Below are 5,236 nucleotides of genomic sequence, written 5' to 3' on the forward strand. Positions count from 1 at the left end.
TTTCTATTTACACAAAATATTTTACACTCTCTAATAAGAGTTTGGACCTAGCAAACAATATTAATGAGGTCATTAAATCTTATTATCTTTAGTGATATAACGAAATATCTACACAGACAAAATTATGATCTTGCGTAAAGTTATAAAATATTAATAAAAATATTTTATTAATGAAAAGCTTGGTAGCACGGTTATTCATATGCTAATTTATTTCACTTTATAGTAAGGGGAGTTCTTAGTATATTGTCCAAATTTAAATTTCATATAATTTAATTATGTAAATTAGCTATTCTAAGAACTTCTACGGATAACTGCCCGTCTAAAATTTAAATAAGAGCTTAGAATCTTCATATAAGTAAGGTTAATTTTTTTGTACAAAATAGTCGGAATATTCTGAGTTACTGAAATGATATAAAATCATAAACTAAATCCCTTGATTTTCTTGACTTTGAACAGAGTATGTATATAAGTTTATGATTATGGTAAAGTATATATATAATCATGAACTCAGAATATTTTTAAGAAGGGAAACAATAGTGAGCTATAATGTACAACCGTTAAGGACAAATGAAGAGATACAAGATTTTCAGTTTTGGCTAAGAAGAACAAGTAATCCGGAAAGAGATAGTTTTTTATTTTTGTTTGGAATCAATAATGGTTTACGTATGTCAGATATTATAGGATTAAAAGTTGGAGATATACGAGGTAAAAGTAAGCCTATTATTGTTGAACGTAAAACAGGTAAGCGAAAACCGATTTTCATAGATAATTTGAGAGAAGAGATTTTATTATATACTGAAGGCAAAGAAGAAAATGATTGGTTGTTTCCAAGTCGGCAACAAGGTCGACATATAACAAGGGATCGTGTCTATCAGATATATGCGGATATAGCGGAAAAATTAGGAAGAGATGATATAGGAACACATACATTAAGAAAAACTTTTGGGTATCACTACTACAAAAAAACTAGAGACATTGCTACCTTAATGTTTATTTTTAATCATAGTTCTCAATCGATTACTAAAAGATATATTGGAATTACAGAAGATGAAATCGGTGCTTCCTTAAAAGGATTTAAATTAGGTATTTAATCTTTGCATGATTAGAGATAAAAAAAACCAACTACGAAATCTATTTGTAGTTGGACTTTTTTTTATAATGAATTCAATGCATCAATTGTAGCCGCATTGTCTATATGGGTATATAAAGTCGTTGTATTGGTACTTGAATGTCCCAATTGTTGGGCAGTCAATACCAAAGAATTCGTCTGTTGGTAGAGTCTAGTAGCCAATGTATGACGCAGTTTATGCGGACTGACTTGGACTCTGAATCCTTTCGAATATTTTGCTACCATCCGTTCGATTGCAATACCGGATATACGTTTGGCTTCTCCTTGGTAAATTGCTAGAAATAATGCTTTTTCGTTTTCTGTTACTTTATATCTTTCTTTCCGAATAGCTAGATAATTAGCTAAATATTCCATTGCGAACGCTGCTATATTGACCGCATCTCTCTTATTTCCTTTTCTAGTTACTACCACATTATTCTTATCCAAAGATAGATCATCTAAGTTAATATTTACAACCTCGGAGAGTCTCAATCCAGATCCTAAAATCAGTGCATTGATCGCCAGGTCTCTTTCTACATCTCGATGGTAATAGATCAGAGCTCGTTTGCTCAAAGTATTTTTATATTCATTGGCAATATAATCTAGATAATTTTGTGTATCTTCGTCTAGAAATAATTTTTTCTCAATGGCATTTGCACGAGCTGCTAAAGTTGTTTTATCTGTGATAGTTGCTACCTGGTCCATAGGATTATCGTCTAAGTATGGTTTTCCTAGAGGATTATTGGAACTTTTCGAAAGATACTTAAATAGAACTTTCAATGCTGTTATATTTCTATTGATAGTAGAAGTGGATAGGCCTAAGTTATTATTATCTTCGAGCTTAGCTTTTGTTGTATCTTTTTTTACATTTTCTTTTGCGCGACGTTTCAAATGAGATTTGTACAAGTTTAGGTCATAGGCAGTTAAATGTCTTATCGAGGTGATTGAAGTATCAGGAACGATAGACTCACTCAGAAGCCATTCATAAAAGAGCTTATAATTTTTTAGATATTCTAAAGTGGTTCGAGGTGATTGATCTTTATCTTCACGATCTTGAACAAAATCTTTTATATAATCGGGCATATGAAGTATGATTGTATCTATTTTTTGATATATTTCTGTATTTTTCATGTCATTCATCCTTTCAATAAGTAGGAGAGAGGAGTATCCCTACAATTGGACTATACCAATTATAGGGACGTTTGTCAATTGGTATGCTATATTTTTTTTGGAAAACACAAATTATGTAAGGTTCTATATAATCATATAAAATAAATGGTATATATAAATAGGCGAGGGGATAGCAGTTTGTATTCTAAAAATTTTTTTGGTTTTTCTTAATTCTATAGAAAGAACAATCTTTCTATAGAGTTAGACATGAGAGGGACTACGATTGATTTAAAATCAATAAGCGTATATACTGTATATACAAACAAAAAAGGGGAGAAGACTATGGCAATCAAAGAAAGAAAATTCAGAGAAGTAGGGAATTCAGTAGTATTAACTATTTCAAAGGAGTTTCTTAAAGAAAATGGGTTAAATCCTGGAGATACGGTTTTTTTAGATGAAGAAAAACTTCGAGCAGCAATTACAAAAAAACAAACCTTATCTGATGAGATCGATGTAGCAATATCTCAAGCATTAACTGAATATGATACTACTTTTAGAGAGCTTGTCGATAAATGAGTGTTCATTACCTAGAAGCCAAAGATGTTATAAAAATGAATGTGATCCAAATAAAAAAATACTCTCCTAATGAACCCATTGGTGTAAAGGACGCGAATGCTTTAGAAATGTGTGTAGGACAACTTCGAGCCTCAGCTTTTGGTGAAGAGGTTTATCCTTCGATTTATGAAAAAGCAGCTATCCTACTTATACAATTGATAAAGAAACATCCTTTTCATAATGCAAATAAACGTACTGCTTTCTTAGCTACTTTTGTCTTTTTGAAAATCAATGGACAGCTTTTAGCTATTGATCAAAAAGATGCTGTAAATTTAGTGGTATATATTGCTACATATGATAAGGATTTTGACCAACTAAAATATGAAGTGATCAACACTATAAAGACACATACGAAACCCATTTAAGGAGTTGCTGTATGTGTCTTTATAGTGTTATTAGCTGCTATAGCGAAATAATTGAAGTAAATTACAAATAGCTATAATTCAAATCCAAGTATACAGAAAACGTAAATTTTCTATATACTTGGATATGCTGGAATGTTTAAGAGAATAATTACATTTCTAGAAAATACGATAAAAATTACAGGATAATTAGCCATATCCTACCTCCTCTAGCAGTTGCTCAAAAGTTAGCACTAAGTAACTTCTTTTTTGTTGCTGGTAACAATTTATCAATACTAAAATAGCTTTTAAGTATCTAATAAATACTAATTTTAAAGCTCTTAATTATTATGAAACACGATATAACAATATTGCTATATCGTGCTATTGTAATATTATACATTTGAAGACAGCGTATTCTTGTTCTAATATCAGGAATTTTTTATAAATATCAGTCATATTAAGACTCAAAATTTATTGGTATGTTCCTCTGTATAGAGTTTGACCGTCTACCATTATATAGCAATTATTATCATTGTTGTCTTGCACCAATATACCGTTAAGGGTAGCACTAGGAGTAGTAACAATCACTGGAAACTCATGAGAAAGCTCGGTCATTTTTCCTGTTCTGCTAGAAGTCAATTAATACTGTACCCGTGGTGCTAGTTAATTTTTTCCTAGAGGAAAATGTTTAAACATGTTGGTAAATCAACAAAAAAACGCATACAGTAGTCTCAAAACTCCCAAGAAATGAGGACTACATATGCGTTCATCAAAATATACTGAACATTATGACTTAGCCAATCCTGTTACTAAAGTCGATGATATCCCCGATTATGAAATGTACAGTCAAAAAATCGATAGCTTAAATAAGCGTTTTGGCAATCGTGTTTTAAAAGGCATCGAAATCGGTTACATCGCTTCTGAAAAGGATCGGATCATCGACTATTTAGCCGATAAAGATTACGATTTAAAATTACTCAGTGTGCATCATAATGGTCAATTTGATTATTTAGATGACGAAGTCAAAGATATGGATCCTGCTATTGTGATTCCTCAGTATTTTGCACAACTTTCAGAAGCACTAGTTGTTATAGAAGCAGATGTCTTTGCTCATTTTGACTATGGTTTTCGGGTATTTGGTCTATCCGTTGCTGAATTTAAACAATATGAAGCGCAGTTTTTACCGATTCTAGATCAAGTAATCAAAAATAAATTGGCATTCGAATTAAATGCTAAGAGCGCTTACTTGTATGACAATTTAGCGTTATATGAATATGTCATCGATTTATATCTTTCACGTGGTGGTACCTTGTTTAGTGTTGGATCAGATGGGCATTACCTTGAACATTTCCGTTTCCATTTCGATGATCTTTTTGCTCTGTTAAAAGCAAAAGGTGTGACGGAATTAGCGATTTATCAAAAAGGAAAGCGAATTATGGTTCCATTACCAGTCTAAAAAAACGTCCTCAGCATCAAAAGTGAGGACGTTTTTTTAGATTTCTTTTTCTAAAATCGGACAAATACGATCTTGTTTTCCTAAAGGAAAATGTTTGATCCCGATTTTTTTAAATCCATGACGTTCATAAAAACGAATACCTGCATGATTTTTTTCATAAACAGTCAAACGTAAATAACGTTTTTGTTTCGTTTTAGCATAACGATTCGCTTCATCGAGTAACCGTTGCCCTAACCCTTTGTTTTGATAATCTTTGAGCAGATAGATCCGTTGAATCTCTATAGCATCTTTTTCATCATTGACTTTCATATAACCAATGAGTATTTGATGATCCTTAATACCAATAAATTTACTGGTTGACTGTGCCAATTCTACTGCCAATATTTCAGTTGTCAATTGTGTCTGTAAATATCCTTGCATATCAAGTGGATCTGCGCCATCGATAAACGATTCATAAAAACTGACAACACTTACAACTTGTAAAGCATCTAGATCATCATAATCTAAATACGCTAGTGTGATTTGATTGTTCATCTAACTCCTCCTTTTGACATAGTATACTATAAATCACCCGTGGTGCTAGTTAATTTTAATATCCTAAAG

6 protein-coding genes are annotated in these 5,236 nt (G+C 31.7%); 4 read left to right on the forward strand and 2 right to left on the reverse strand.

The genetic code is table 11. From position 1 onward, the window contains the following. Positions 1-536: 536 nt before the first annotated feature. A complete protein-coding gene (locus HMPREF2961_RS08465) occupies positions 537-1,091 on the forward strand; it encodes a tyrosine-type recombinase/integrase (RefSeq protein WP_002318477.1) in 555 nt (184 codons plus the stop codon). Positions 1,092-1,153: 62 nt separating this feature from the next. Here the strand turns inward: HMPREF2961_RS08465 and xerS are convergent, their stop codons facing one another. Next, positions 1,154-2,239 carry a tyrosine recombinase XerS gene (gene xerS / locus HMPREF2961_RS08470; protein ID WP_002295762.1) on the reverse strand — a complete coding sequence of 362 codons (1,086 nt, stop codon included), beginning with the start codon at positions 2,237-2,239 and terminating at the stop codon, positions 1,154-1,156. Positions 2,240-2,560: 321 nt separating this feature from the next. Between xerS and HMPREF2961_RS08475 the strand changes: the two genes are divergently transcribed. From HMPREF2961_RS08475 to HMPREF2961_RS08485, 3 genes are all read left to right on the forward strand, one after another. Further along, the gene (locus tag HMPREF2961_RS08475) at positions 2,561-2,794 is read left to right on the forward strand and encodes an AbrB/MazE/SpoVT family DNA-binding domain-containing protein (protein WP_002295764.1); all 234 of its coding nucleotides are present in this window, start codon (positions 2,561-2,563) and stop codon (positions 2,792-2,794) included. After that, complete coding sequence (locus HMPREF2961_RS08480) at positions 2,791-3,198, forward strand: type II toxin-antitoxin system death-on-curing family toxin (RefSeq protein WP_002307501.1); 408 nt, start codon at positions 2,791-2,793, stop codon at positions 3,196-3,198. The genes HMPREF2961_RS08475 and HMPREF2961_RS08480 overlap by 4 nt, the downstream gene beginning before the upstream one ends. A gap of 739 nt (positions 3,199-3,937) precedes the next feature. After that, complete coding sequence (locus HMPREF2961_RS08485) at positions 3,938-4,633, forward strand: PHP domain-containing protein (protein WP_070704560.1); 696 nt, start codon at positions 3,938-3,940, stop codon at positions 4,631-4,633. Between the two features lie 36 nt (positions 4,634-4,669). Here HMPREF2961_RS08485 and HMPREF2961_RS08490 read toward each other — a convergent pair whose 3' ends face one another. Continuing rightward, positions 4,670-5,167, reverse strand: a complete 498-nt coding sequence (locus HMPREF2961_RS08490) for a GNAT family N-acetyltransferase (RefSeq protein ID WP_002316138.1) — start codon at positions 5,165-5,167, stop codon at positions 4,670-4,672. Between the last annotated feature and the right edge of the window lie 69 nt (positions 5,168-5,236).

Origin of the sequence: Enterococcus sp. HMSC076E04 (assembly GCF_001814285.1) — a bacterium.
GTDB lineage: Bacteria > Bacillota > Bacilli > Lactobacillales > Enterococcaceae > Enterococcus_B > Enterococcus_B lactis.